This window comes from Brevibacillus sp. RS1.1, assembly GCF_013284365.1.
GTDB classification, from domain to species: Bacteria; Bacillota; Bacilli; order Brevibacillales; family Brevibacillaceae; genus Brevibacillus; species Brevibacillus brevis_D.
The window spans coordinates 121,999-147,023 of record NZ_JABSVA010000004.1; the positions used below are offsets into that span (position 1 = coordinate 121,999).

Below are 25,025 nucleotides of genomic sequence, written 5' to 3' on the forward strand. Positions count from 1 at the left end.
TTACCCTCCTATTCCCGTTACGATAGGTACGATCGTTTTCAGCGCCTGCTGCATCGGATTCCCCAGAACTGCCGGATAAACCCCGATGAGAATAATACATCCCAATAGGACTACCATCGGAATGACTTCCATCGGCTGTGCATCAGCAAGTCCTGTACATCTACCCGGAGTAGGGCCAAAAGTCGTTTTCAAGATCGCTCTGAGTAAATAAACCGCCGTGAGGACAATCCCGATCGCTCCCACTGCTGCCATTACTGGCAAACGACCAAACAGACCGAGGAAGGCAAAGAACTCACTAATGAATCCGGACATGCCCGGAAGTCCGAGTGAAGCCATCCCGCCCGCCAATAGCACGCCGCTGACAAACGGCATGGATTTGGCTAAACCGCCCAAATCGTCGAGCATCGATGTCTGCGTCCGATCCCAAATGACACCGATCAAGAAGAAGAGCAGTGCTGAGATAAAGCCGTGCGATACCACCTGGAACATCGCGCCCTGAAATCCGATCGTGTTCATCGATGCGAAACCGAGCAAGACGATACCCATATGGCTAATACTGGAGTAAGCCAGCACCATTTTTAAATCCTTTTGTACGAAGGCCAACACCGCCCCATACAAAATGTTGATAATCCCCAAAACGGCTATCCACGTAGAGAAGTCATAGGCCTGCTCTGGGAAAAAACCGATTCCCATCCGCAAAAGACCGTACGCCCCCATCTTCAGCAAAATACCGGAGTGAATCATGACGATAGAAGGTGGAGCCTGTACGTGAACGCGTAGCATCCACGTGTGGAACGGAAATACTGGCAGCTTGATCGCAAAAGCGATAAATAGCACTAGGAAGATGCCAAAACGCATTTCCGGCGTAAGGATTTCAGTTATCGGATGCCCTGGTGTCGTCAGGATCGCCGTTATTTCATCGATATTGAGCGTCCGCATGATGACAAAAATCACGATGAAAGCCAGCAGCATGATCCCTGAACCGATTCCGTTATACAACAGGAATTTGTTCGCTGCTTGTTCGCGCTCTCCATATCCCCAAATCCCGATGAGGAAGTACATCGGTACGAGTGTCAACTCAAAGAAAATGAAGAACAGAAACAGATTGTCTGCAGCAAAGACTCCCAACATGCCGATCAACAGCAGGTGAAACAGGATAAAATACTCCTTCTGCCTCTTCTTGATCTGCCACGAAGCAATTGATGCGAGGGTACCGATAATCGCCGTCAGCAAAATCAATGGCATCGAAATACCATCTATACCGAGTTCATAGTTGATCTCAAAAGCAAAGACTGTGCCTGCCTGAGCCATTCCAATCGGAATCGAAATCCAACTGTGCTTTTCTACGAACTGCAGATTGGCTGTCTCGTAATTAAACATGCCGAACATCCAACCTGCCAAGATAAGTGCCGGCAACGTTCCATAAATCCCGACCTGCTTGATCACACCTGCATGTCGACTGGGGATAAAAGCCATGACGATAATCGCCAGCAGCGGAGAGAACACCAGTGATGACAAAAGGATATTACCCAAAGAGTCCACCTCCCTTGGCCGTCAAACTGATGGCGATGATCAATAGTAACAGACCGAATATGACCATTGCCCCATAGGACTGGATCTGCCCACTTTGAACTCTTGCGTGCAAAGATCCGATTCCTTGGGTAATTTTTGCTGTCAATCCAACCAAACCATCCACAATGTACTTATCAAATACATCCAGGACGAATCCAATCCAGCCAAGTGGACGAACAATGACGTTGTGATACAGCTCATCGATGTAGTACTTCTTGTATGAGAGCTGATAGAGCCACGGCATTGTTTCTGGAATGGTGTCCGAGGAGATGGATTTCTTGCCGTACATCAGGTAAGCCAACACGACTCCGAGAATAGAGATCAACAGTGCCACAATCTGCAACCAAGCTGCTGCGTGCTCACTGCCGCCCCCAAATATGCTCGTGATCGCCGTCCCCGTGTTCGTTGACATCAACCAATCAGAGAGTAATGGCGCGTACGGTGTATTCACAAAGCCTGCAACAACCGCAAGCAATGCCAAGACCAAGAGCGGGCCTGTCATGACTCCTGGAGATTCGTGCGCTTCGTGCTTGCCACGTGCCTTCCCTGCAAATGTCAGGAAGAACAGACGGAACATATAGAATGCGGTAAAGAATGCTGCGAGCAGCGCGATGAACAGCAAATCGTAGCGATGCGCTCCGTAAACAGCCCCCAGAATCGCTTCTTTCGACCAGAAACCAGCGAACGGAAAGATCCCCGCAATCGCCAAGCAACCGATCAAGAAAGTCAAAGCGGTAATCGGCATCTTTTTCCACAAGCCACCCATTTCGAATACATTCTGCGTATGTACGGCATGGATGACACTACCTGCTCCAAGGAAGAGCAATGCTTTGAAAAACGCGTGCGTCATCAAATGGAAGGAACCTGCTACATAACCAGCAGCACCAGCTACACCCAATGCCATCATCATGTATCCGAGCTGACTGACTGTGGAATAAGCCAAGACACGCTTGATATCCCGTTGGGTCAGGCCGATCGAAGCTGCAAATATGGCGGTGAATCCTCCTACATACGCCACAACTGTCAAAGCCGTATCGGATGCGATAAACAGCGGATAGGTAGCAGCGACCAAATAAACACCAGCCGCGACCATCGTTGCCGCGTGAATTAATGCAGACACAGGTGTTGGACCTTCCATGGCATCAGGCAACCATGTATGAAGCGGAAATTGACCTGATTTCCCCATGGCCCCAACGAAAATGAGGATCGCCGCTAGTGTAATCATCCATGGTTCCAATCGTCCGAGTGCGATACTCTCAAAAATCGCCCCGTACTCGAAGCTTCCGGTCCACCAGAACAATAGACATATCCCGATGAACAGACCCAGATCCCCGATGCGTGTAACGATAAAAGCCTTTTTGGCAGCCGCTTTTGCCTCATTCTTGAAGTAGTAGTAGCCAACGAGCAGGAAGGAGCATACCCCGACCAGCTCCCAGAAAATATATACTTGCAACAAATTTGGCGAGATGACTAATCCCAGCATAGAGAACGTGAACAGCGCCAGGTATTGATAAAACACTGGAAAGCGTTCATCCCCATGCATGTAGCCTTTGGAATAGATTTGGACCAACAGACTGACCAATGTCACAATGACGAGCATCATGGCATTCAGCGGATTCACTTCGAATCCCATGTTGATCACGATATCGCCGATATGCAGCCAATCAATCACATAATTGTAATCAGTTCCCCCACCCTGGAATCTCTCCCAGAAGATGAGCACTGCGATTCCAAAAGAAACAGCCGTCAGGGTAATGCCCACTATGGCCGCTCCTTCTTTCAATTGGCGACCAAATGAGACGATCACGATGAAAGCAAGAAGCGGAAACAGAGGGATCAGCCAGGCATAGTGCATTAGAGTATCCATCTTTGTCCTCCTTTTCAGGTTTCCCTCTTATCGTTTCATTTGGTCCATTTCGTCTACATTCACGGTCTCCTTGTTGCGGTACAGCGCAATCAGAATCGCTAGCCCTACGGCAACCTCGGCAGCTGCAACCGTCATCGTAAACAAGGTAAAGATTTGTCCCGTCACGGATGGATACAGTCCGAATTTGGAAAAGGCGACCAGGTTAATATTCACAGCATTCAGCATCAGCTCGATTGATAACAAGACGACGACTGCATTTCGCTTCGTCAATGCGCCGTACAGGCCTACACAAAAGAGAATCAGAGCGACCATTAAGTAGGAGGAAATGCTTACTGTCATTCGTTATCCCCCTCCTTTTTCGCCATGATGATCGCACCAACCAACGCGACCAACAACAGAACAGACAACAGCTCAAATGGTATGACGAATTTGGTGAATACTTCGATACCGATTTCTTTTGCATTGTTTACAGGAGCATCTGCAGGTGGCGGTGGCGCAGGCCACGGTGTATTCTGCACACCCCAGAACAATAATCCGAACAGAACGATTACGAAGAGCAGGATAAAACGGTTTTTCCATGTCCGGCCTGTTCCCTCATCGTTCGCATCGTGCTTGGTCAGCATGATTCCAAAGAGCATCAAAATGGAGATAGCCCCTGAATAAACTAGAATTTGTGCGACCCCGACGAACTCCGCTCCCAGCAAAACAAACAGACCTGCAATGCTGATAAACGTAACACCCAATGAGATGACCATGTGAACGACGCGCGTAAAGCTGATCATAAACACCGCGCCACCGATCGTCAGAAGGGACAGGATAAAAAAGGCAACGAATTCGCCTGTCATACTAATTCTCCTCCCTGACGTTCGTATTATTGTCGTCCAGCCATTTCAAGTCTTTGTACAATTCATCCCGGCTATAGGCAGCCAGCTCGAAGTTATTTGTCATTACAATTGCTTCAGTGGGACAAACCTCTGTACACAGATCGCATAAAATGCACAACTCAAAATTGATATCATACGTATCGATAATCTTTCCCTTTTTCTCCGGATCAGGATGGGGCTTCCCTGTCAGTTGAATGCACTCCGTCGGACAAATACGTGCGCATTGGTTACAGACAATGCATTTTTCAGGAGAAAAGTGCTGAATACCGCGAAAACGAGGCGGCATTGGAAAGGGCACATCCGGATAGAAATGGGTTACTTTTTTCTCCGTGAGCTTTTTAAATGTATACCCCAGGCCTTTGGCCAGTCCTAGCATGTGTGTCACCCCTCAGGATTTGAGAACTTGGCTGCACCACGTTTTTGACGAAAGCTAGCTTTTGACGAAGTAAGCCTATGGCGAAGCCTGCGCTATGAAAACAGTGGGACGTAGTCGTTTTCGATCAAGTCGCTACTAGAACATGCCATTTTGGTAAGAAACCACTACAGCTGTAAGCAGGATGTTGAACAATGCCACGGGCAACAGCACTTTCCAAGCAAACGACATCAGTTGATCGACACGTAAGCGCGGCATCGTGGCGCGAATCCAAAACTGGAGGAAGACGTAAACAGAAAATTTAAGGATAAACCAAACGATTCCCGGAATGAAGTCCAGCGATGGATGAATCGGCAACCATCCACCAAAAAAGAGAATCGTGATCAAGGCACCCATCCCGAACATGTACACATACTCCGCCAGCATGAACATCGCAAAACGGAAACCGGAATATTCGACGTGGTAACCACCAACGAGCTCCGACTCTGCTTCCGGCAAGTCAAACGGCGTACGATTCAGCTCGGCCTGGGCAGCAATGATAAATACAACAAATCCGATAAACTGCGGAACAATATTCCAGACATCCCGCTGCGCCTCGACAATATCTTTGAGATTCATACTGCCCGTCAATAGAACGATACCCACCACGGACATGACCAGCGGTACTTCATAGCTGATCATCTGCGCAGCGGAGCGGAGACCCCCGATCAGCGAGTACTTGTTATTCGAGGCCCAACCAGCCGTGATCACACCTAATACGGTGATCCCAGACAAGGCGATGTAGTACAACAGCCCTATTCCCAGATCAGCGAACCGAATGCTGTCCGTAAAAGGCATGACCGCCAATACGGCAAAAGCAGGGGCATAGGCCAATATTGGTGCTAGAGTGAACAACGCTTTATCAGCGTGTTGTGGACGAATATCTTCCTTTAATAGCAGCTTGGCAACATCCGCAACCGTCTGGAGAAGTCCCAATGGCCCTACTCGATTCGGCCCGATGCGCAGCTGCATCCACCCAATCACTTTACGCTCGAAGTAAATAGCGTACGTAACGAATCCCAACACGACGGCAAGCAGTAATACTGCCGCTATGATAAACCAAAGTGTGGTCCCCCATGAGGGTGCTTGCTGCAAGAGAGTATTCATCAACAGTCAACCTCCCCGAGCACGATGTCGATACTGCCCAGGATGGCAACCATGTTCGAGAGGTTTTCCCCCTGCAACAGCTTAGGCAGAATTTGGAGATTGGTAAACGAAGGCCGTCTAAACTTCAATCTCCACGGTTTATCCTTACCTTGACTGGCAATGTAACAACCAATTTCTCCCCGCGGTGACTCGATGCGCACATATGTCTCCCCAGCAGGCGGGCGAATCACACGTGGTACTTTGCCCATGACTTCACCTTCACTCGGGAATTGTTCCAATGCCTGCTCTAGAATTCGCAGAGATTGTTCAATTTCAGCCATGCGCAGATGATAGCGCGCCATGCAATCTCCCTCAGTTGCTGTTGGCACATCAAATTCAAAACGATCGTAAATGCAATACGGTTCGTCCTTGCGCAGATCCCACTTGACACCTGTCGAGCGGAGCATGACACCTGATAGCGAGTAATCCAACGCCGTTTTTGTATCGAACTTGCCGATTCCATTGAGACGGTTAATAAAAATCTCGTTACCCGTCACCAGCTGATGGTAGTTATTCAATTCCTTCTTCATATATTGGACAAATTCTTTGGCTTTGTCTGTCCAGCCTAGAGGTGCATCCCATTTCACTCCGCCTACGCGCATGTAGTTAAAGGTCATCCGCGCTCCGCACAGTTCATTAAACAAATCCAGGATCGTCTCCCGATCACGGAATGCATATAGGAAGGGCCCCATCGCACCAATATCCAAAAGAAACGTTCCCCACCAAACCAAATGGCTCGCCACCCGGTTCAACTCCATTGCGATCAGTCGCAAAAACTGAGCTCGTTCTGGAATCTCCAACCCCATCATCGTTTCTACTGCGTGACAGAGAACGTAGTTGTTGGTCATGGCGGACACGTAGTCCATGCGGTCTGTATAAGGAATAATTTGCGTATAGGTCAAGTTTTCTGCCAGTTTCTCTGTACCTCGATGCAGGTAGCCCATAACCGGAATCGCTTCTTTAATGGTTTCCCCATCGATTTTTACTACCAAACGAAATACTCCATGTGTACTCGGATGCTGTGGACCTACGTTTAATAACATCTCTTCCGTACGAAGTCCTGTTTCAGAAGAGGTATCAACATGAGTCGTGAGGATGTTATGGTTCATCTGCTAAACCTCCTCGTCGTATTGCACATAATCTTTGCGCAGCGGATACCCTACCCAATCATCCGGCAACAGGATTCGACGTAAATCCTTATGTCCCGGGAAATGAATACCCAAAAGGTCAAAAGTCTCTCTTTCATTCCAATTTGCGCCATGCCAGAGGTCCATTACAGAAGCAACTTTTGACTCTTCTCTGCTCGTTTTGACCTTTACTGCCAAGCTTTGACGATTTTTGTAGGAATAAAAGTGGTAGTATACCTCCAGGCGATCCTCGTAATCGACACCGTGAAGATCGGACAGGTACTCAAAACTCAATTGCTCATCATCTCTTAAAAATTGGGCAACTTGATGCCAACGTTCATTTTGAATGGTGAGAGTTGGAACTTCCTTACCTAGCTCGTTAATATACGAAGCCTCGATGACTTCCTGTCCAAATGCTTCGGAAATTCGTGAAACGTATTTATCAAGATAGGGCTGGTTTTTGGAAGGCGCTTTCGGCGCTTCCTCTGCCGGGGTCTCATCCCCAGTTGCTTGCGTTGCTTTTGCCTTCGCTGCTGCTGCGGCGGCTGCTTTGGCTTTTGCGGCAGCTGCAGCCTTTGCCTTGGCGTCGTCATCACCGGATTCATCGCCGCCTGCTTCACGTGCAGCTTTTGCCTTAGCAGCGGCCGCGGCGGCAGCCTTGGCTTTTGCGGCAGCGGCGGCCTTCGCCTTGGCATCCGCATCTGGAGCGGAATCAGCTGTATCTGCTCCATTTTCCGCGGCTTCTTTGGCTTCTTTTGCTTCCTTCGCTGCTTTTGCCTTGGCTAGTGCTGCTGCGGCAGCCGCTTTCTTGGCTGCGGCTTTTTCTTCCGGCGTCATTTCCGACACTGGTTTTGCTAGCGGTGGAGTAGCTTCCGCCTGTTCCTTCGCCGCTTTTGCCTTGGCAATCGCTTCAGCCGCTGCGGCTTTCTTGGCTGCGGCTTTTTCCTCAGGTGTCATTTCCGACACAGGTTTTGGTTTCGGTTCCGGAGCAGAGACTTCCTCTTGGGGCTCTTGCGGTGCCTCCATTTGGCTCGCCTCTTGGGAAGCCTGGGCTTCCTGTTCTCTTAATTTTCGCAAAGCTTCCGCCTTGGCACGGGCTTCAGCCGCTGCCGCTGCCTTTTCCTCCGGCGTCGGCTTACGTTTCTCGTCGCTCATAGATTGGTCACCTGCTTCCCAGTCTTCGCTTCGTAACGGATTTTTTCTTGGAGCTTATTGATTCCGTAGATCAAAGCGGCAGGGTTAGGCGGACAACCCGGAATATATACGTCGACAGGAACAATCTGGTCTACACCTTTTACAACGCTGTACGAGCGCACGTACGGGCCTCCCGCTGTCGCACAGGAGCCCATGGCAATCACCCACTTTGGTTCAGGCATTTGATCATACAGCCTGCGCAGCAGTGGTGCCATCTTTTTCGTGACGGTTCCGGCTACGATCATGACATCAGATTGTCTTGGGGATGCTCGAAAAATAACGCCAAACCGGTCGAGGTCATAACGCGCCCCACCCGTTCCCATCATCTCGATTGCGCAACAGGCCAAGCCAAAAGTTAATGGCCACAACGAGTTACTGCGAACCCATCCCTTCACTGTTTCCAATGTCGTGAACATAACGTTGCGATTCAATTCTTCTTGCAATTCAGGCGCAATGCTTGTCAGATCTAGTTCCATTCCAGCACCTTCTTTCTCCACGCGTAAATCAATCCTACGACGAGCAAGGATATAAAGATGACCATCTCGACTAAGGCAAAGAGCCCCAGTTCTTTGTAAGCGACGGCCCACGGATACAGAAAGAGTGTTTCTACATCAAAGATGACAAACATGAGGGCAAAGATGTAATACTTCACGTTGAAACGCACCCAACTGTCACCAACAGGAATGTTACCGCTTTCATAAGTAGTTTGCTTCTCCCGTGTCGGTTTCTTTGGACGAAGTAATGGACCAACAAAACTGACTGTAGCCACGGGCAACAGCACACCAAGAATCAAAAAGATCGCGACAATCACATAATTGTTGGTATAGATGTCACTCACCCACGTTCCCTCCGCTCTTGAGAAAGGTATGAATCGTCTTGCGCTGTCCTCCAGAAGAAGTCGAGACTCCCTCAAAAGGGTACTGCTCGCAGCATCAAAGGTGTAGGTATGAACGCTGTCGCTAAATGATACTGCTAAGGGTTGTTCAATAGTCGTCTTTTGAACCAGTGTTGCTAGAAAAAAATACCTTTATCATTATAGCAAATAGCCAATAGGGTGTCTAACGAAAGCCTTCCTTTTGTGCCATATAAAGGGAAAAAACTCAGAGATTTCTCCCTGAGTTTTTCCAGCATAGTATGATGACCAAACGAATATGCCCGTCTGGCCCTGCTATTCTCTTAATTATTGAACATTGTTAGAAAATTGCTGTCCGAGGAAATCCTCGTAAATGCGCTCCCATACAATCGTGAAGTTCATCTTCTCGTCTTCTGGGATTTCCAGCATATTTTCAATCGCTTCTTCCATATATGGAGTCAGCTTGATCAGAACCTCTGCCAGCATTTGATCATTGGTGTTCAGCAATTGCTTCATTTCTGCTTTGGACATGCTGAACGTATTTTCTTCTTGCTCGTGCAGCTTCATCACAAGGCGGCTAAACATCGGATGAACCAATGCTTCCAATTTAATATGAGCCAATGCAAGAGATTCTGCTTCACTCAGCTTGAACAACTCAGATGCATCTGGGAATGGATAAACCGGTACATCCCAAGCATCTCCATTATCGATTACCAGACCCCACTTCACGAAAAGCTCAATCGCTTCGTCAAGAGATGTCGGATATGCATATTCGGAACGACTCATGAATGCTTTGAATCTGTTCAAGAGGTTTACATAGCCTTTAAAATCCTCTTCAGATTTAAAGCCTTCTTGAACAGGCTCGGTGAATGTGCCTTTCAATGCATCGAACTCGTCCAGAGCTTTTCTCATCTCTTCTTTAGACTCATGCTTCGTTACCACATAGCACATTGCTTGGAAAAGAACATTCATTTCATGAGATAGCACGCTTGTCCAGCCATTAGCCGCAAAGCTGCTAGGAATCACTACGCCATCTTGATTGTGGCGGATATCGCGAACGGTTTGCATCAATTACACTCTCCTTTAATCCCAATAGCCAATGCCGCTTTTTCCCGCTGTTTATCATGATAACGTAGCTCGTCGGCAGGGCATTAGGTCTATTATACACAGAAACATTAGGCAATTACCAACTGGAAATATCATGCCCGATTTCCATGGCTCGTCATTCATTACCCTATAACCGAAAAATCCCCGCAGCCACATGGGCGCGGGGATATCAAGCTTACGCTTTACTTCGATACGTCGAGACGTGCCATCGCACGTTGCAGCGCGCGTTCTGCACGCTTGACGTCGAGCTCGGCATATTTCTCAGTCAAACGCTTTTCAGCACGCTCTTTCGCTGCCTTCGCGCGTTCAACATCGATGTCTCCCGGCAATTCAGCCGTTTCAGCAAGGATGGTCACTTTATCGCCGCGCACTTCCATGAAGCCGCCGCTTACAGCCATCTTTACTTCTTTATCGCCTTCTGTCTTAATCCGAACTGGCGCTGTTTTCAGCGGGGTTACCAACGGCATGTGGTTCGGCATAATACCAATTTCCCCTTGCAAGCCGCGAGCAATCACCATTTCAGCCTGACCGCTGTAGACAACCCGTTCAGGAGTTACGACTTCAACTGTCATCTTACTCACTTACTCGTCTCCCCTTTCCAGGGTGTCTTACGCCATTTTCTTCGCTTTTTCTACCGCTTCTTCAATTGTACCTACGTACAGGAACGCGCCCTCTGGCAGGTGGTCATGCTTACCTTCGAGGATTTCCTTGAAGCTGCGAACAGTTTCCTTCAATGGCACGTATTGGCCTGGGTTACCAGTGAACTGCTCGGCAACGTGGAAGGACTGGGACAAGAAACGTTGAATGCGGCGTGCGCGTCCAACTACTTGCTTGTCGTCGTCGCTCAACTCGTCCATACCGAGAATCGCGATGATATCTTGCAGTTCTTTGTAACGTTGCAGGATTTTTTGAACGCTACGAGCCACATCATAGTGTTCTTGTCCTACAATATCAGGAGCCAGAGCACGGGAAGTGGATGCGAGTGGGTCTACCGCAGGGAAGATACCCAACTCAGCGATGGAACGCTCCAAGTTCGTTGTAGCGTCCAAGTGAGCAAACGTAGTAGCAGGAGCCGGGTCAGTGTAGTCATCCGCTGGTACGTAGATCGCTTGAATGGACGTTACGGAACCTTTTTTCGTGGAAGTAATACGCTCTTGCAGCTGACCCATTTCGGTAGCCAATGTTGGTTGGTAACCTACCGCAGATGGCATACGGCCCAAGAGAGCAGAAACTTCGGAACCCGCTTGTGTAAAGCGGAAGATGTTATCAACAAAGAGAAGAACGTCGCGGCCTTCTTCATCACGGAAGTATTCCGCCATAGTCAGACCAGTCAACGCTACACGAAGACGTGCACCAGGCGGTTCGTTCATCTGACCGAATACCATCGCAGTTTTCGGCAGTACGCCTGCGTCTTTCATCTCGTGGTACAGGTCGTTACCTTCACGGGTACGCTCACCTACACCAGCGAATACGGAAATACCACCGTGCTCTTGCGCGATGTTGTTGATCAGCTCTTGAATAGTAACGGTTTTACCTACACCCGCACCACCAAACAGACCGATCTTACCACCCTTGATGTACGGAGCCAAGAGGTCAATAACTTTGATACCTGTTTCCAGGATCTCAACAGTCGTTGCTTGGTCTACGAACTCAGGAGCTTTACGGTGAATTGGGTCACGACGATCTACTTGACCGAGTTCTTGCAGGTCGATCGGCTCACCCAATACGTTAAATACGCGTCCGAGGGTGATTGCACCCACTGGAACGGAGATAGCTGCACCGGTATCAACTGCTTCCATACCACGAACCAAACCGTCAGTGGAAGACATTGCAACGGTACGAACCAAGTTATCGCCCAAATGAGTAGCAACCTCAACAGTCAAGTCGATGTCGCGCTCACCGGCACTTTGTGCTTTATGTTGAATCTTGATCGCATTGTAAATGGCAGGCAGGTGTCCGCGGTCGAACTCGACGTCAACAACCGGACCCATTACCTGAACCACACGTCCATTCGCCATCTTACTTCTTCCCTCCTGTAAAGCTAAATTGGGAGCTATTCGCTGCCACTAAGCCTGTGCGTTTGCACCTGCAACGATCTCGGAAATCTCTTGTGTAATGGCTGCCTGACGAGCACGGTTGTAGCTCAACGTTAAACGGTTGATCATATCCGTAGCATTGTCTGTCGCGTTGCCCATTGCAGTCATACGGGAACCTTCTTCAGAAGCTTTTGCTTCGAGAAGTGCACTGTAAACCAGTGTTTCCGCATATTTCGGCAACAGGTCCGCCAATACTTCTTCCGAGGACGGCTCATACTCGTAATTGATTGCGCGCGCATTGTTACTCTCGGGAGCTTCCAATGGCAGCAATTGTTTTACGGTAGGTATTTGCGAAATTGCACTTTGGAACTTGTTGTAGCACAGGTACAGTTCGTCAATCTGCTCGTTCTCGAACATTTGGACTGCTGCACCGGCAATTTTCTTGATATCAGCAAAGGCTGGGCTGGTTGGCAGACCTGTCACTTCATCCAAAAGCGGGTAGTTTCGTTTGCTGAAGAAGTCACGACCTTTGCGGCCAATCACAAAAATACCGTATTCATCCTTGGACTTGTGCTTCTCGTTAATGGTATTTACCACTTTACGGAGAATGTTGGCATTGTAACCCCCAGCAAGTCCACGGTCGGAAGTGATGACAATATAACCAGTCTTTTTCACAGGACGATTTTGCAACATTGGATGTTTGGAACCAGAAGTCCCACTCGCGATGCTTGCGATCACTTCTTGGATCTTGTCAGCATACGGGCGTGCCGCCTCAGCTTTATCCTGGTTACGGCGAAGCTTTGCAGCCGCCACCATTTTCATCGCTTTCGTGATTTGGCGCATATCTTTCTTGCTTTTGATACTGCGTCGAATCTCACGTATTCCTTTAGCCACTCGTTTTCACCACCTTGAGGACGCATGCACGGGCAAATCGCCCGGCATGCATCTGATGTCTATCAGGTTAACGATTAGCGAGTTACCGAAAAGCCTTTTTTGAACTCTTCGATCGCTGCGTTGAATTCTTTTTCATCTGGAAGGTCTTTCGTTGTGCGGATGTGCTCCAACAGTTGCGGTTTGTTGGAATCCAAGAAAGACAACATCTCTTTCTCAAAACGGCGCACTTCTGCTACTGGAATGTCATCCAGGAAACCTCTTGTAGCGCTATAAATAGAAGCAACTTGCTTCTCAACAGGCATTGGATCGAATTGACCTTGTTTCATGATTTCCATCAAGCGCTCACCACGGGTCAGACGAGCTTGGGTCGCTTTGTCCAGATCGGAACCGAACTGAGCAAACGCAGCCAACTCACGGTATTGAGCCAACTCGAGCTTGAGTGGACCTGCTACCTTTTTCATCGCCTTGATTTGCGCGGAACCACCTACACGGGATACGGAAAGACCGGTGTTAACCGCTGGACGTTGACCTGCGTTGAACAAGTCTGTCTCCAGGAAGATCTGACCGTCCGTGATGGAGATCACGTTCGTTGGAATGTATGCGGAAATGTCACCCGCTTGGGTTTCGATGAATGGCAGAGCCGTAATGGAACCAGCGCCCAGATCATCAGACAGTTTCGCAGCGCGCTCCAGCAAGCGGGAGTGCAAGTAGAATACGTCACCAGGATATGCTTCGCGACCTGGAGGACGGCGGAGCAAGAGGGACATTTCGCGGTATGCAGCAGCCTGTTTGGACAGGTCATCGTATACGCACAGAACGTGTCCGCCTTTGTACATGAAGTACTCAGCCATTGTTACACCTGTATATGGAGCCAGGTACAACATTGGAGCTGGGTCAGACGCAGTAGCAGAAACGATGATTGTGTATTCCAGAGCCCCTGCTTTACGCAGAGTTTCTACGATGTTTGCAACAGTAGATTGCTTTTGACCGATTGCAACGTAGATACAAATCATGTCTTTACCTTTTTGGTTGATGATCGTGTCGAGCGCCACTGCTGTTTTACCAGTTTGGCGGTCACCAATGATCAACTCACGCTGTCCACGACCAACTGGGATCATCGCGTCAATCGCTTTGATACCTGTTTGGAGTGGTTCGTGTACGGATTTACGTGCCATAACACCAGGAGCTGGGCTCTCGATTGGACGGAAACCGTTATTTGCAATAGGGCCTTGACCATCGATTGGTTGACCCAGTGGGTTTACAACGCGGCCGAGCAGCGCTTCCCCTACTGGAACTTCCATAACGCGGCCGGTACGTTTTACAGTATCGCCTTCCTTAATGTCGCGGAAAGGTCCCATAATAACGACACCCACGTTATCTTCTTCCAAGTTGAGTACCATACCCATTACGCCATTTTGGAACTCGAGAAGCTCCCCTTGCATGGCCTTTTCCAAACCGTGAACACGAGCAATACCGTCACCTACTTGGATGACTGTGCCTACATCCACAACTTCGATTTCAGATTTAAAGTTAGCGATCCGCTCTTTAATGAGGGAGCTAATCTCTTCTGGTCTGATTGCACTCACTTAATTCACCCCATTCATCCAACTTCTAAAAGCCATCGAATTTTACGCTTTTTGCGCAAAGGTTTCCAACTTCGTTTTCAAGCTGCCATCGTACAGACGGTCGCCAATTTTGATAATAACGCCACCGAGAATCGCTGGATCTACGACTGCTGTCATACGCAGCTTTTTATTCAGCGTTTGTCCGAACTTCTCAGCCAGCTCATTTTGCTCTTCAGTAGAAAGCGGTTTTGCACTTGTCACAATCGCATCTGCAAATCCACGAGCTTCGTTCGCCAATTGTACAAAAGAACGGTAGATATCAACCAGATCAACTTCGCGTCCGTTCTCAATCAGGACGTTCAGAAAATTAAAGGCTTCTTCCCCTACATGGCTTTTGAACAATTCGTCAGCGAGCGTAGCTTTCGCATCTGCTGCGATGTGAGGGTGCAGCATGATCTTTTTCAGATCTTCATTGCCTTCAACCGCTTCCACGATTGCACCCAGGTCTGCTTCTACCTGATCAATCTTGCTACGTTCACTCGCTACTTCAAAGAGCGCACGAGCATAACGTTTTCCTACTGCGCTACTCATAGGCGATCTCCCACTTGTGCGAGAAATTTATCAACAGTAGACTTTTGAGCTGCTTCGTCCAGTTCTTTCTCGATGATCTTGGAAGCCAAGAGCACGGACAGGCTGGTCATTTGCTCACGCAGTTCGAGTTTTGCTTTTTCCACTTCACGTGCCAGTTCAGCGCTTGCTTCCGCTTTCATACGCTCGGATGCAGCTTGTGCTTCTGTCACGATTTTGGTTGCTTCATCAGACGCTTGCTTTGCAGCGCGGTCAATGATTGCTTTTGATTCTGCACGCGCTTCATCCAGCACGCGACGTTGCTCAGCTAGAAGAGCTTCCGCTTCAGTGCGGTTCTTCTCAGCCGAGGAGATTTGACTTTCGATATGCTGACGACGTTTTTCCATGATCCCTACGATCGGGCCCATAGCCAATTTACGAACAAGCAGCAACAACAACAAGAACACAATTGCCTGGGTTAACAGCGTTCCCCATTCCAGGGATACCGCTCCAAAGTCGAGCATTCGTTTCACTCCTTCCTGCGAAAAGAAAGATGTATATCAAGGTTATTAATTGTCTTTGTCAAAAATATAGGCGGGTATCAAGTGCCCGCCTATTGTTACTAAATGCTCGCTGATTACAGGCGACCGAAGAGAATGAAACCGATCGCTACAGCGATGATCGGAACTGCCTCTACCAGACCAAGACCCAGGAACATGAGACCCATCAGGCTACCACGTGCTTCTGGTTGACGAGCTACACCTTCAATTGTACGAGAGATTACCAAAGAGTTACCAATCGCTGCGCCAAGAGCAGACAGACCAAATACGATACCAATTGCAAGAGCCAAACCTTCCATTGTTTAAAAACCTCCTTAGTGTTTAAAAAGCGAAGATAAAATCGGGTAAGCGCAAAATTAGTGATCTTCATTCACTTGCTGTGACAGGTAAACCATCGCCAGCGTTGTGAAAATGAATGCCTGTACGGAACCGACGAACACCGAGTAGCCCAACCACAGGAACAGCGGAATGCTTCCGAAGATCCCTACACCCAGCAGGAAGGCAATCAAAACCTCACCCGCAAAGATGTTACCGAATAGACGCAAAGGCAGCGTCAACGGCTTGATGATGAACTCCTCCAGAATGTGAATCGGGTTCAGGAATGTATGTTTCAACCATCCCGTGAAGCTCTTCTTGATGCCCAGATAGTGAGCGTAGAGAAGAACGATGAACGCCAGAGCGAAAGTTACGCTAGGAGTCGCTGTTGGTGATTTCCACCACCCAATGACAACGCCATGCGAGGACGGATCGGTAGAGTTCAGCTCTTCTTCAAGCTTGGCCACCTTTTGTTGCTTCATTTGTTCATTCGTGGAAGCCGTCAACATGTCTTTAACCTTTTCACTTACTTGATGGTCAGGACCGTTGTGGTGAGCCGTGTTTACGTTAAATACGAGACCCAGTTGGTTTCCAAGGAAAATGTAAAGGAACAAAGTGAGTGCCAGCGAGACAAAGCCCGCAGCCTTCTTCGGTGTGATGTAGCTTTTTGTAATGCCGGTAACGAAGTCCACAATCCATTCCATCACGTTTTGCGCGCCGCTTGGAGTTGCGGAGGTCAGGTTGCGGGTCATCCCGATACACAGCAAAAGCACCACCAGAGAGGTAACCAAAATCATAAGAATAGTGGAGATGTCAAATACCATGCCCAACCATTCAAACCGCAGAGAATAATGCATGTATTTCACCCCTTTCTTCCGCGCGAATCTATTGCTTACGTACGTTGTAAAGAAAAAATATCTACTATCTATTTAAAGGAGCGATACACAAAAAGGAAACTGAGAATCTGAAAGAGGAATAAACCTATCAATACGCCAGCGATTCCAAATAAATGGGGAAAACGCATTGTCAAAAAGACTGCAAAGCCTGCCACAGCCAGTCGCTGCAGCATACCAGTCCCTTTTGGCCGGACGTTTGGATCAACAGCCATCTGACTAATGCGCCAGGTTTTGCTGAAGAGAACCGTGCCATTTACCAAGCTGCAAACCATCCCAAGCAGGAGGCTTTGCAAAAAGAAACGATACGATGGCAACACCGCCCAGAGTATCGAGGCAATTGCCATACAGAAAAAGGCATAGCGAAAAGTGGATCGCATTGCCGAAGAAAACGTTTGCATGTTCCATCTCCCTAGAGGTAACCGCGAACGATGCGGTAGACGCTATACACGCCTATTCCTAATCCCGCGAGCAGCCCAACCATCAAAAAAAGCGGATTGGTAGAGAAAAGACTATCCAAGTATTTTCCCAGAAGGACTCCCGAAATCACGCAAACGGCCATATCGACACCGATCAGGGTGACCAATGTGATCGCTCGCCACGGATTATCCAATTTCGACACAGAGTAACATTCTCCTTTCATACATAAGGAGAGGGCTGGTGTCAAGTGCCCCTTTGCCCTCATTCATATTAACGAAGAATTATTCCCTTTGTCAACGTTAGGCTCAGTCTGTACACAAAGCGTTCACAATTTGAAATTTAAATTTTCTCGACAATTGTAGAGACGCCTTGTCCACCGCCAATGCAAAGTGTTGCTAACCCATATTTTGCCCCTTCGCGTTTTTGCAATTCATGCACTAGCGTGACCAATATTCTCGCTCCACTCGCACCAATTGGATGTCCCAAGGCGATGGCTCCGCCGTTGACATTCAGCTTCTCGCGATCAAAGCCTAGTGCTTTGCCAACAGACAGCGATTGAACAGCAAAAGCTTCATTTGCTTCGATCAAGTCCATGTCAGCAATCGACAGACCCGCTTTTTCCAGTACGCGTTTGGTCGCAGGAACTGGACCGTACCCCATGATGCTCGGATCAACGCCTGCACTCGCATTGGCTACGATACGGGCAAGAGGCTTCACACCCAGCTCTTCCGCCTTCTCGCGTGTCATAATCAAAAGAGCTGCTGCTCCATCGTTGATACCAGATGCATTCCCGGCTGTCACAGTTCCATCCTTTTTAAATGCAGGCTTTAGTTTGCCTAGGGCTTCGGCTGTCACGCCAGCACGCGGGAATTCGTCTACGGCAAACAGCACCGGGTCACCCTTGCGCTGCGGGATCGGAACCGGCACGATTTCTTCTTGAAAACGACCACTAGTGAGCGCTTGCTGAGCCTTTTCCTGGCTCCACGCTGAAAATTCATCCTGCTCTTCGCGTCCGATTTCGTATTTGGTGCAAAGGTTCTCTGCTGTAATGCCCATGTGGTAGTCGTTGAAAGCACACCACAGCCCGTCGCGAATCATGGAGTCTACCACTTTCTGATCTCCCATGCGGTAGCCTGAACGCGCACCTTCCATTAAGTATGGTGCTTGACTCATATTTTCCATCCCACCAGCCAAGACAACCTCTGCCTCACCAGCAAGGATGGACTGAACGGCCAGATGAACGGCTTTTAGACCTGAACCACAAACTTTGTTAATTGTCAGGGAGGGAACTTCATGAGCAAGGCCCGCGTGAATAGAAGCCTGACGCGCCGGGTTTTGACCCAAGCCTGCTGACAGTACGTTCCCCATAATCACTTCATCGACCGCATCCTTGGAAACACCTGCACGCTCTAGCGCTGCTTCCAGTACAATTCCGCCCAGCTTTGTCGCGCTGACACCTGCAAGCGTTCCTTGAAAGCTACCTATAGCAGTGCGCACAGCACTCGCAATGACGATTTCTCTTTGACTCATCTTCCACACACCCCTCAAATACACAGGATAGGCAACCTTCTTAAGATTCCATCTCTTCATGATAATTCCTGCTAGGAAATCGCTTTCTTTTCCAGTTTATTTAAAAAACGTCACGGCTCTTGATGAAACAGCACGAACGTAAATAACTTCGTAGGTGACAGGGATGCCCGCTTCTCTTTTATACGTCTGCTCATAGTAACGAATCATTTCTGCAAGGAGTTTTCTGCGCCCAAGACCGCTCCCTTGCTCCATACTTGCGCTGGCCCCCACGGCTTTCACAGCATGCAGGAAATCCCGTACACCCGGGTAAGTTAGCCGTTCATATTTCCTACTGATCTCTATATCCGTAAACCCTGCTTGCTCCAATTGCTCATGCCAATCACGTGCAGAGAGAAACTCCAGACCATGGCGTACTCCCTTTTCTCCCAAAATCACGTGAGCATTCGTAAACGAATCATGCAGCTCCCAAAAAGTATCAGGTCCAAATGTCGAAAAAACCAAAGGTGCTCCCGGCTTCAGGATTCTTGCCAATCCTCTTAGCGTATGCGCTGGCCTGGCAAACCACTGAAAACACGCTCCTGAAACGATCAAATCCTTTGACTTCGCCTGTTGTTCCCAAACCCATTCTTCGGCATCAGCTTGAGAAAATGAACAAATCAGGCCGTGCTGCTCCAGGTTGTTCTTCGCCTGCTCCAGCATACCTGGCGCAATCTCTACCGCCTCGTAATGGGCAGTAGAAAAATGGCTGCGAATGACGCGGGTTAACCCCCCTGTTCCACAGCCAATCTCTAGGATGTTTCGTACGTCATTCTCGTTCGTTATCTCTGTAACCATTTGACTCAAATGATCGGCCATCTTCTTTTGCACAAGTGCGTATTTTTCATATGAGACAGCCTTCTCACTAAATCGGCTGCTGATTGCCCTCTTCTGCAAGCTGCTCCACCATCCTCTTTAGCGAATCTCCTACAACCTCCGGAACAAATACATGCGGGGCATGACCACAGTCAGGAATTTGTACGAAATTGGCACCTGAAATGCTACCCGCCAGTTCTTCTCCTGCTGCGAGCGAACAGATAGCATCCTCCGTTCCATGAATGACGAGAGTAGGAGTAGTCAGCGAAGACAAGAACGGGCGGCAATCCTCTTCTTCTAAGTAGGCCAAGCCCGCAATCAACGCCGCCGTACTCCACTTCAGGCTGTCCAGTCTCACATGCAGACCTGTTTGTTCACGCTCACCCGGTGTGAGCATCTGTTCGACAAATGCGTCCATCACCCGCTCGCGTGCTACAGAAAGCTGCCTTTTCATCCTTTGTAAAACAACAGGATGCCACCCAGCGCGAAGGTCATGCCGTTCGCAGATAAATCGAGCTGTTGTGCCGATCAAAACAAGTCCTGAGACCGGGTACTGGGCAGCGAGGCGTATTCCGAGCATTCCTCCCATAGACCACCCCACTACAATCAGCTCCTGCGCTGCTAGAGAGTGGACTTCCTCTACTACTCTCTCGTAAAATTGCGAGGAATCCGTGACGTTCGAATAAGTAGGAATGATGTGCTGATAGGAAGGGAACTGTGAGCGAACCGCATCCCAGCTGAAATCTGGCATTCCCCACCCGGTTAGCCACAACATCACTTTTCTCACGATATCGTCCCTCCTTTCTGAAGCTCGTCCCTGATTACGCTCACTTGCTCGCAAGCCCACTCCAGCTCTTCGCGCGTATGAGCAGCCATCACGGTAAAACGGATACGTGCGGTTCCTGCTGGCACAGTAGGAGGTCGAATCGCCACTGCTGCAATCCCTCGCTGCCTAAGCCTTTTGCTGAACTGCAAAGTCCACTCATTCTCTCCTAACGTGAGCGGGATGATTGGCGTATCTTCTTCGTCTACAGTAAACCCGCGTGAGCGAAGCAACTGGCGAAACATGAGCGCATTCTGCCTCACTGCTTTTCTGCGCCAAGAGTCTGTTTGTACCAAAGACAACGCCGCCAGGTTCGAGCCAATCACAGCAGGAGGCAGAGCTGTGGAATAGACCAGCGAGCGCGCTTTTGTCATCAAATAACGAGTGATGATCTCATCTGCGCATACGTATGCCCCATAAACACCAAATGCCTTGCTGAAGGTTCCCATCAACACATCGACTTTTCCGGCGATGCCGAGCTCGTGGCACAAGCCCTGCCCTTTTTCACCACGCACTCCCCCTGCATGGGCTTCGTCAACCATCAGCATGGTATCGTAACGATCACGTAGTTTTACCAATTCAAGTAGGGGAGCTTTATCACCGTCCATGGAGAATATGCTGTCCGTGACGATCCACTTCCGTCTTGCATCCTGGTGCTTTTTCAGTAAAAACTCCAGATGCTCCAAGTCGTTATGTCTGTATCGAAAATGCTCCGCCCGACTGAGCACGATCCCATCTACAATGCTGGCGTGATTCAATCGATCACTAAAAACAGCGTCGCCTCTTCCAGCAAGCGCTGCAATTACCCCTGTATTTGCCTGATAGCCGTTTGCAAAAACAAGCGCCGCTTCTCTCTCTTTCCACGCCGCCAATCGTTGTTCCAGCTCGTCGTATAACGCGTAGTTGCCATGGACGAGACGAGAGGCAGTTCCTCCTGCCCCCCACTTCTCTGCCGCCAATTTGCCAGCTTCCACGATTCGTTGATCGTGGGCCAAGCCCAAATAGTTGTTCGATGACAGATTTAATAATGGTTTCCCTTCGACTTGAATCCACGTGCCTGCACGATCACTGGCTGACTCTACGGTGTTCCACTCTCTTGCCAACGATTGTTTCCGCAATGAATCGTATTCTTCTTCCAGCCATGTGTAGCGTTTATTCATAACTGACCTACAGCGCACACAGCTCGATTTCAAACCCGAGGTCTTCAATCATCTGATGGTCTGTCGTGATTTCTTGCCCGGGTGTCGTCAAATAATCGCCCACAAACAACGAGTTAGCCGCATACAAGGAAAGAGGCTGCAAGGTGCGCAAATTCACTTCGCGACCACCCGCAACACGAATTTCTTTATCCGGGCAAATAAATCGGAACAAAGCGAGAACACGCAGAGCCTTCATTGCCGGGGTGCGTCCCTTATCCTCCAACGGGGTTCCTGGAATCGCATTTAAAAAATTGATCGGGATCGAATCTGCGTCGAGATTGCGCAGGGAAAATGCCATTTCGACGATCTCCTCATCGCTCTCCCCCATGCCAATGATCACGCCTGCACAGGGCGACATCCCTGCTCTTTTCACGGTATCGACTGTCTGTATACGCTGGTCGTACGTGTGCGTTGTCGTAATCGCTTCGTAATGGTTGCGACTCGTGTTGAGATTATGGTTGTAACGGTGAACACCTGAATCTTTTAGACGCGTTGCTTGTTCGTCGCTTAGAATCCCTAAACACGCGCAAATTTTCAGCGGCATCGTCTCACGGATTTCTTTGACGGCCTCGATGACTTGGCCCAGCTCTTTTTCAGTGGGACCGCGTCCAGAGGCAACAATACAGTATGTACCTGCTTTTCGATTCATGGCTTCTCGCGCACCTGCGAGCAATGTCTCCTTGTCCAGCATCGTGTACTTGGATACGGGAGCATTCGAAACAATCGACTGTGAGCAGTAACCGCAATCCTCCGGACATAGGCCGCTCTTGGCGTTGATGATCATGTTCAGTTTGACCTTTTTTCCGAAAAAGTGCTTTCTGACGCGAAACGCTTCGTTCATGACCAGCAGCAGCTCATCATCCGGCGCTTGCAACACCTTCATTGCCTCTTCGTGCGTAAGCACTTCCTTGCTAATTGCTTTACGAGAGTATCCCTTCCAATCCAAACAGGTGCTTTGCTCCATTTTCTCGTCTCCCCCTCTTATTATTTATGGCTCCACTGACACAGCTGTCCGATGTCTACACATTCTTGGATCAGCTGCGTCAAGTGCTGGCGCTCTAACGGTTCGTTTATCCATGGAAGCACGCCCCATACGGGAACTCCCCCATAGCTCTCAATCATGCTCGCGTTTGTCTTGACACTCTCATCAATGACACCAGCTGAGTTGTTTTGATTCAGGATGACACCCACAACCTCGATCCCGAGTTCCCGTGCATACCAAACGGACAAGAGCGTATGGTTAATTGTACCGAGCCCAGCCCGAGCCACGATGAGCATGGGCAGGTCCAGCCGAGCAGCAAGATCCGCCATCGTTTCGGTTGGAGTCAATGGAACAATCAGACCACCCGCTCCTTCGACAAGGAGTGCCGGATAACGTTCCATCAAGGGTCGCCCGCAAGCGATTACTTCCTCCATAGTCAAGCTCTTCCCCTCTGCTTCCGCAGCCAGATAAGGGGTAAGCGGTGCTTCAAAACAAAGTGGGGCTATCTCCTCACACGCGTCAGGCACTCCGCTCCACGATCTCAAGTGCATAGCGTCACTGCCCTCATCATGTGCTCGTGCTCCTGACTGGACTGGCTTCCAAACTCCGATGTCCACTCCTGTCTCACGCAACACGGATGCGATTCCGGCAGTCACAATCGTTTTGCCTACCCCAGTATCTGTTCCTGTGATGAACAATCCGGAAAAGGGGCGATCAGCCATATCAATCACTCCTCTACTTCACCTGTCGTTACATCCTGAATCGATTCCGCCAAAATCCGAACCATGTCAGCCAATTCTTCCGTTGTAGATACAAGCGGTGGGATAAAAACGATGATGTTGCCCAACGGTCGTGTCAAAAGCCCTTTTTCTCTCGCTACCTGACAGACACGCACACCCATCCGCTCATTCCAGTGATAAGGCTCCTTGGTCTCTTTATCCCGAACCAACTCGATTCCCGCCATCAAGCCTTTTTGCCGGATATCTCCTACATGAGGCAGGTTGTACAGCGGCCCTAGCAATTGCTCCAAAACGATTGCCTTTTGTGCTACTTGTTGAACAACTCCGCGCTCCTCCATCAGCCGCAGGTTGGCGAGAGCAACTGCACAGCCGAGTGGATTTCCTGTAAACGAATGTCCGTGGAAAAAGGTTTTCTGTTCCTCATAGTCAGCGAAAAAGGCATCATAAATCTGCTCGGTTACTAAGGTAGCCGCTACAGGCAAATACCCTCCCGTAAGCCCTTTTGCAACTGCCATGATGTCTGGCACGACCCGATCATGCTCACAAGCGAACATTTTGCCCGTTCGTCCAAATCCTGTCGCTACTTCGTCTGCGATCAGCAATACATCATGGGCGCGCAACAGCTCCGCGATTTTTTTCAAGCAACCATCCGGCATGATAATCATGCCACTCGCTCCCTGCACGACAGGCTCTACGATCATTGCCGCAATCTCATGAGCTTTATCCCTAAGCAAACTTTCCAAGCTGCTCAATGTTGCCTGAACGGCTGCTTCTTCGCCGCCTTGCCTGTACGGATAAGGGTATGGAATGACATGTGGAGAAAAGAGCAGCGGTTTGTAGACCTGATGGTAGAGAGGAATGGCTCCCACACTGGTGGCTCCAATCGTATCCCCGTGATAGGCATTGTTCATCGTGATAAACGAATGCTTTCCGGTCTGTCCGCGATTTTGCCAGTATTGGAACGCCATTTTCAGTGAGATTTCGACCGCAGTTGCCCCGTTGTCAGAGTAAAAAACTTTACTCAATCCTTTTGGAGCGAGATTGATCAGCTTTTCCGCTAATAAAATGGATGGGACGTTTGCCATGCCGAGCAAAGTAGAATGGGCAATCTGGTCGAGCTGCTCCGTGATCGCCTGATTCAGCTCGGGAACGTTGTGGCCATGGACGTTCAACCACACAGAGGAAAAACCGTCGTAGTAAGCTTTGCCGTTCACATCGAATAGCTTGATCCCTTCTCCTCTCGCAATAATGAGTGGCTCCTGTGCGACGTAGTCTTTCATTTGGGTGAAGGGATGCCAAACGTATTGCTTGTTTTTGGCAGATAGTTCTTCATAGTTATTTAACAACCAAATCACAACCTTGGTTAACATATATTTGTTAACCGTTATTTTAAAATGGTTAACCTATTTTGGCAAAGCTTTTTTCTCGACTTTGAAAAATCAGTAACATCTAACATCTAAGAAGGGCCTTCTAGTTTGAGTCAACAT

28 protein-coding genes are annotated in these 25,025 nt (G+C 49.1%); all 28 read right to left on the minus strand.

The annotated features are described in order from the left end of the window. The 28 genes from HP570_RS14900 to bioA all read right to left on the minus strand — a co-directional run bounded on the left by HP570_RS14900 (position 1) and on the right by bioA (position 24,908). Positions 1-1,533, minus strand: a complete 1,533-nt coding sequence (locus HP570_RS14900; protein WP_173626231.1) for a complex I subunit 4 family protein — start codon at positions 1,531-1,533, stop codon at positions 1-3. Further along, complete coding sequence (nuoL, locus tag HP570_RS14905) at positions 1,526-3,439, minus strand: NADH-quinone oxidoreductase subunit L (protein WP_173626232.1); 1,914 nt, start codon at positions 3,437-3,439, stop codon at positions 1,526-1,528. Before nuoL ends, HP570_RS14900 begins: the two co-directional genes overlap by 8 nt. 27 nt (positions 3,440-3,466) lie before the next feature. Beyond that, the gene (nuoK, locus tag HP570_RS14910) at positions 3,467-3,778 is read right to left on the minus strand and encodes an NADH-quinone oxidoreductase subunit NuoK (protein WP_007722089.1); all 312 of its coding nucleotides are present in this window, start codon (positions 3,776-3,778) and stop codon (positions 3,467-3,469) included. Then, complete coding sequence (locus tag HP570_RS14915; protein WP_015893611.1) at positions 3,775-4,284, minus strand: NADH-quinone oxidoreductase subunit J; 510 nt, start codon at positions 4,282-4,284, stop codon at positions 3,775-3,777. The genes nuoK and HP570_RS14915 overlap by 4 nt, the downstream gene beginning before the upstream one ends. 1 nt (position 4,285) lies before the next feature. Beyond that, on the minus strand, positions 4,286-4,699 hold the full coding sequence (nuoI, locus tag HP570_RS14920) for an NADH-quinone oxidoreductase subunit NuoI (RefSeq protein ID WP_064200411.1): 414 nt from the start codon (positions 4,697-4,699) through the stop codon (positions 4,286-4,288). Between the two features lie 135 nt (positions 4,700-4,834). Continuing rightward, positions 4,835-5,845, minus strand: coding sequence for an NADH-quinone oxidoreductase subunit NuoH (gene nuoH, locus HP570_RS14925; protein ID WP_173626233.1), 1,011 nt, complete (start codon positions 5,843-5,845; stop codon positions 4,835-4,837). Further along, complete coding sequence (locus tag HP570_RS14930) at positions 5,842-6,990, minus strand: NADH-quinone oxidoreductase subunit D (RefSeq protein WP_173626234.1); 1,149 nt, start codon at positions 6,988-6,990, stop codon at positions 5,842-5,844. The genes nuoH and HP570_RS14930 overlap by 4 nt, the downstream gene beginning before the upstream one ends. Positions 6,991-6,993: 3 nt before the next feature. Then, the gene (locus HP570_RS14935) at positions 6,994-8,163 is read right to left on the minus strand and encodes an NADH-quinone oxidoreductase subunit C (protein WP_173626235.1); all 1,170 of its coding nucleotides are present in this window, start codon (positions 8,161-8,163) and stop codon (positions 6,994-6,996) included. Further along, positions 8,160-8,678 (minus strand): NuoB/complex I 20 kDa subunit family protein, encoded by a 519-nt coding sequence (locus HP570_RS14940; protein ID WP_007725455.1) that lies wholly within the window; start codon positions 8,676-8,678, stop codon positions 8,160-8,162. Before HP570_RS14940 ends, HP570_RS14935 begins: the two co-directional genes overlap by 4 nt. After that, on the minus strand, positions 8,669-9,040 hold the full coding sequence (locus HP570_RS14945; RefSeq protein ID WP_015893615.1) for an NADH-quinone oxidoreductase subunit A: 372 nt from the start codon (positions 9,038-9,040) through the stop codon (positions 8,669-8,671). Before HP570_RS14945 ends, HP570_RS14940 begins: the two co-directional genes overlap by 10 nt. 342 nt (positions 9,041-9,382) lie before the next feature. Further along, positions 9,383-10,123 carry a DUF6042 family protein gene (locus HP570_RS14950; protein WP_016740193.1) on the minus strand — a complete coding sequence of 247 codons (741 nt, stop codon included), beginning with the start codon at positions 10,121-10,123 and terminating at the stop codon, positions 9,383-9,385. A 221-nt stretch (positions 10,124-10,344) separates the two neighbouring features. Then, positions 10,345-10,743, minus strand: a complete 399-nt coding sequence (locus tag HP570_RS14955; protein ID WP_016740192.1) for a F0F1 ATP synthase subunit epsilon — start codon at positions 10,741-10,743, stop codon at positions 10,345-10,347. Between the two features lie 27 nt (positions 10,744-10,770). After that, the gene (atpD, locus tag HP570_RS14960) at positions 10,771-12,180 is read right to left on the minus strand and encodes a F0F1 ATP synthase subunit beta (protein ID WP_015893618.1); all 1,410 of its coding nucleotides are present in this window, start codon (positions 12,178-12,180) and stop codon (positions 10,771-10,773) included. Positions 12,181-12,228: 48 nt separating this feature from the next. Continuing rightward, positions 12,229-13,092 carry an ATP synthase F1 subunit gamma gene (atpG, locus tag HP570_RS14965; protein ID WP_015893619.1) on the minus strand — a complete coding sequence of 288 codons (864 nt, stop codon included), beginning with the start codon at positions 13,090-13,092 and terminating at the stop codon, positions 12,229-12,231. Positions 13,093-13,166: 74 nt separating this feature from the next. Continuing rightward, the gene (atpA, locus tag HP570_RS14970) at positions 13,167-14,678 is read right to left on the minus strand and encodes a F0F1 ATP synthase subunit alpha (protein WP_015893620.1); all 1,512 of its coding nucleotides are present in this window, start codon (positions 14,676-14,678) and stop codon (positions 13,167-13,169) included. Positions 14,679-14,720: 42 nt separating this feature from the next. Then, complete coding sequence (locus HP570_RS14975) at positions 14,721-15,248, minus strand: F0F1 ATP synthase subunit delta (RefSeq protein ID WP_015893621.1); 528 nt, start codon at positions 15,246-15,248, stop codon at positions 14,721-14,723. Further along, the gene (gene atpF, locus HP570_RS14980; protein WP_015893622.1) at positions 15,245-15,748 is read right to left on the minus strand and encodes a F0F1 ATP synthase subunit B; all 504 of its coding nucleotides are present in this window, start codon (positions 15,746-15,748) and stop codon (positions 15,245-15,247) included. The genes HP570_RS14975 and atpF overlap by 4 nt, the downstream gene beginning before the upstream one ends. Before the next feature lie 113 nt (positions 15,749-15,861). Further along, positions 15,862-16,083 (minus strand): F0F1 ATP synthase subunit C, encoded by a 222-nt coding sequence (gene atpE, locus HP570_RS14985; RefSeq protein ID WP_016740190.1) that lies wholly within the window; start codon positions 16,081-16,083, stop codon positions 15,862-15,864. Positions 16,084-16,140: 57 nt separating this feature from the next. Next, complete coding sequence (atpB, locus tag HP570_RS14990; RefSeq protein WP_015893624.1) at positions 16,141-16,956, minus strand: F0F1 ATP synthase subunit A; 816 nt, start codon at positions 16,954-16,956, stop codon at positions 16,141-16,143. 68 nt (positions 16,957-17,024) lie between these two features. Next, positions 17,025-17,393, minus strand: a complete 369-nt coding sequence (locus HP570_RS14995; protein ID WP_041749692.1) for an ATP synthase subunit I — start codon at positions 17,391-17,393, stop codon at positions 17,025-17,027. Between the two features lie 11 nt (positions 17,394-17,404). Further along, the gene (locus tag HP570_RS15000) at positions 17,405-17,614 is read right to left on the minus strand and encodes an AtpZ/AtpI family protein (RefSeq protein WP_081437281.1); all 210 of its coding nucleotides are present in this window, start codon (positions 17,612-17,614) and stop codon (positions 17,405-17,407) included. Between the two features lie 137 nt (positions 17,615-17,751). Then, positions 17,752-18,942, minus strand: coding sequence for an acetyl-CoA C-acetyltransferase (locus HP570_RS15005; protein ID WP_173626236.1), 1,191 nt, complete (start codon positions 18,940-18,942; stop codon positions 17,752-17,754). A gap of 96 nt (positions 18,943-19,038) precedes the next feature. Continuing rightward, the gene (gene bioC, locus HP570_RS15010; protein WP_173626237.1) at positions 19,039-19,875 is read right to left on the minus strand and encodes a malonyl-ACP O-methyltransferase BioC; all 837 of its coding nucleotides are present in this window, start codon (positions 19,873-19,875) and stop codon (positions 19,039-19,041) included. Further along, positions 19,844-20,581, minus strand: coding sequence for an alpha/beta fold hydrolase (locus HP570_RS15015; RefSeq protein ID WP_173626238.1), 738 nt, complete (start codon positions 20,579-20,581; stop codon positions 19,844-19,846). The genes bioC and HP570_RS15015 overlap by 32 nt, the downstream gene beginning before the upstream one ends. Then, a complete protein-coding gene (bioF, locus tag HP570_RS15020) occupies positions 20,578-21,777 on the minus strand; it encodes an 8-amino-7-oxononanoate synthase (protein WP_173626239.1) in 1,200 nt (399 codons plus the stop codon). Before bioF ends, HP570_RS15015 begins: the two co-directional genes overlap by 4 nt. Positions 21,778-21,784: 7 nt before the next feature. Next, a complete protein-coding gene (gene bioB / locus HP570_RS15025) occupies positions 21,785-22,780 on the minus strand; it encodes a biotin synthase BioB (protein ID WP_087341750.1) in 996 nt (331 codons plus the stop codon). Between the two features lie 20 nt (positions 22,781-22,800). Further along, entirely contained in the window at positions 22,801-23,520 is a 720-nt protein-coding gene (gene bioD, locus HP570_RS15030) for a dethiobiotin synthase (RefSeq protein WP_173626240.1), read from the minus strand. A 5-nt stretch (positions 23,521-23,525) separates the two neighbouring features. Further along, positions 23,526-24,908, minus strand: coding sequence for an adenosylmethionine--8-amino-7-oxononanoate transaminase (bioA, locus tag HP570_RS15035; protein ID WP_173626241.1), 1,383 nt, complete (start codon positions 24,906-24,908; stop codon positions 23,526-23,528). Between the last annotated feature and the right edge of the window lie 117 nt (positions 24,909-25,025).

Excerpts from the sequence above, each read along its gene's own strand:
- nuoL (WP_173626232.1), bottom strand. The coding sequence starts at position 3,439 with ATGGATACTCTAATGCACTATGCCTGGCTGATCCCTCTGTTTCCGCTT.
- nuoK (WP_007722089.1), bottom strand. The coding sequence starts at position 3,778 with ATGACAGTAAGCATTTCCTCCTACTTAATGGTCGCTCTGATTCTCTTT.
- HP570_RS14915 (WP_015893611.1), bottom strand. The coding sequence starts at position 4,284 with ATGACAGGCGAATTCGTTGCCTTTTTTATCCTGTCCCTTCTGACGATC.
- nuoI (WP_064200411.1), bottom strand. The coding sequence starts at position 4,699 with ATGCTAGGACTGGCCAAAGGCCTGGGGTATACATTTAAAAAGCTCACG.
- HP570_RS14930 (WP_173626234.1), bottom strand. The coding sequence starts at position 6,990 with ATGAACCATAACATCCTCACGACTCATGTTGATACCTCTTCTGAAACA.
- HP570_RS14935 (WP_173626235.1), bottom strand. The coding sequence starts at position 8,163 with ATGAGCGACGAGAAACGTAAGCCGACGCCGGAGGAAAAGGCAGCGGCA.
- HP570_RS14940 (WP_007725455.1), bottom strand. The coding sequence starts at position 8,678 with ATGGAACTAGATCTGACAAGCATTGCGCCTGAATTGCAAGAAGAATTG.
- HP570_RS14950 (WP_016740193.1), bottom strand. The coding sequence starts at position 10,123 with ATGCAAACCGTTCGCGATATCCGCCACAATCAAGATGGCGTAGTGATT.
- atpD (WP_015893618.1), bottom strand. The coding sequence starts at position 12,180 with ATGGCGAATGGACGTGTGGTTCAGGTAATGGGTCCGGTTGTTGACGTC.
- HP570_RS14975 (WP_015893621.1), bottom strand. The coding sequence starts at position 15,248 with ATGAGTAGCGCAGTAGGAAAACGTTATGCTCGTGCGCTCTTTGAAGTA.
- atpF (WP_015893622.1), bottom strand. The coding sequence starts at position 15,748 with ATGCTCGACTTTGGAGCGGTATCCCTGGAATGGGGAACGCTGTTAACC.
- atpE (WP_016740190.1), bottom strand. The coding sequence starts at position 16,083 with ATGGAAGGTTTGGCTCTTGCAATTGGTATCGTATTTGGTCTGTCTGCT.
- atpB (WP_015893624.1), bottom strand. The coding sequence starts at position 16,956 with ATGCATTATTCTCTGCGGTTTGAATGGTTGGGCATGGTATTTGACATC.
- HP570_RS14995 (WP_041749692.1), bottom strand. The coding sequence starts at position 17,393 with ATGCAAACGTTTTCTTCGGCAATGCGATCCACTTTTCGCTATGCCTTT.
- HP570_RS15005 (WP_173626236.1), bottom strand. The coding sequence starts at position 18,942 with ATGAGTCAAAGAGAAATCGTCATTGCGAGTGCTGTGCGCACTGCTATA.
- bioF (WP_173626239.1), bottom strand. The coding sequence starts at position 21,777 with ATGAATAAACGCTACACATGGCTGGAAGAAGAATACGATTCATTGCGG.
- bioB (WP_087341750.1), bottom strand. The coding sequence starts at position 22,780 with ATGGAGCAAAGCACCTGTTTGGATTGGAAGGGATACTCTCGTAAAGCA.
- bioD (WP_173626240.1), bottom strand. The coding sequence starts at position 23,520 with ATGGCTGATCGCCCCTTTTCCGGATTGTTCATCACAGGAACAGATACT.
- bioA (WP_173626241.1), bottom strand. The coding sequence starts at position 24,908 with ATGTTAACCAAGGTTGTGATTTGGTTGTTAAATAACTATGAAGAACTA.